This is a genomic window from Vibrio sp. Vb0888 (assembly GCF_033338835.1).
Lineage (GTDB): Bacteria > Pseudomonadota > Gammaproteobacteria > Enterobacterales > Vibrionaceae > Vibrio > Vibrio alginolyticus.
Genome location: NZ_JAWOTL010000115.1, coordinates 1 through 1452 on the forward strand (window position 1 = coordinate 1; position 1452 = coordinate 1452).

2 pseudogenes are annotated in these 1452 nt (G+C 42.9%); both read right to left on the bottom strand.

The features are described 5' to 3' along the window. A pseudogene (locus tag R7P72_RS24270) lies at positions 1 to 724 on the bottom strand (hypothetical protein); the annotation flags it as partial. 263 nt (positions 725 to 987) lie between these two features. After that, positions 988 to 1452: pseudogene (locus R7P72_RS24275) on the bottom strand (hypothetical protein); the annotation flags it as partial.

The following is a 1452-nucleotide window of genomic DNA, read 5'->3' on the forward strand; positions in this document are numbered from 1 at the left end:
TGATGACTGGACGTAGGCTTGGGTCATTGATGTTTTCGCCAGACGCGACAAGACGATCCACTTCTTGGTTTGCCGCTTGAGCAAACTCTGTCGCTTTCTTCTCGTAATTTGTTGGGTTTTGCGCTTTAGATTCTGTCAGAATCTGAGCGGTTTTATGTAGTTCGGCGTTTTTTGTCGCACCTTCAACAAAATCACTGTACAGATCAATCGGAGCTTCCTCTGAGCCTCCCAATGCTTTGTTTACGTTTGCTTTCGCGTCTTCTTCAGTAATTGAAGGGTCTTTTGCCATTTCAATCGCAACAAGGTCCGTGATAGGTGAGATCACGTTAGACGATGATGGTGCACGGAATACGATTTCGTGCGCCATAGCTTGGCTTGGGTGGTCCATATCTACGGTGTAGGTGCCAGCGTATTTCTTGGCATCCAAGGCGATAAGTTGTTTCTGTTTCGCACCGTTTGGAACGAGAGTTTGCAGTGCTAAGGTTTTTTCTGGTTTAGCGGCCAGTGTAAGCTGACCTTTCTCATCGGTCAGACCAAGAATAGATTCTTGAGTGTCCCATTGACCGTTGTTGTTCGTGTCTTCAAAAACAACTGCATTTTTGAAGTAGCCGTCAAAACCTGTGATCACAACACCGTTGCTTGCACTGCTTGAACCGCTATCTGAACCGCCACAGCCTGTAAGAGCGATAGCCACTGACGCTGCTAATAAACTCACCTTATTCATTATTCATTTGTCCTTGTTCGTTTCCGAATGAGAAAGTCGCTTTTTTTATTGTTGTTTTTCTTAAATCTCACTAGTGAGATTTAAGAAAGTTGTGTCTTTTTAATCACTATTGAGTAAGTGTTCAAGACACGAAAAACCGCATAAAACCCGTAAAATTTATTTGAGTTTTTTGTCGATGAGGAAGGAAATGAGACTTTGATCACGGTTCCACTTTTTGTTTTTAGTGATTTAATAGTCAAAATAACATTATGTATTTTAAGTGGTTATTTTTTGTTGCTTGAGCGTAACGGCTTTGGGCTGTGATAAATCATATTGATTTTAAATTCTTCAACGCGATCAGCCAGTTCAGGCTTTGGACGCAAAATGTAGCTGTACACCTCGCCATCAAGTAGTTCGTCGTAAGGCGAGTAGCTCAGATCAAATGCTAACGATTGTTGTCTGGTCGTGGGGTTACTAATGTATTCGTAGCAGTCTATTAGGTAAGTCGGATCGTAGGGGTTAGGATCGGAGATGATGTCGACCTGATAGTCTCCTTGACCAGCAATGACATGGCTGCCATACCAGATGGCGACATCAGCACAATACAAGTTTGGATTGTAAGTGCGTAAGTTGAGATCGGAATCGATGCTTTCACCATGAGGCCCAATGACTTGAGTTCCATGGTGATAAATATAATTGCCAATTTCAGCCACGAGATAATCGCCGTTTGGGCGAGGTAGCAAATAGTC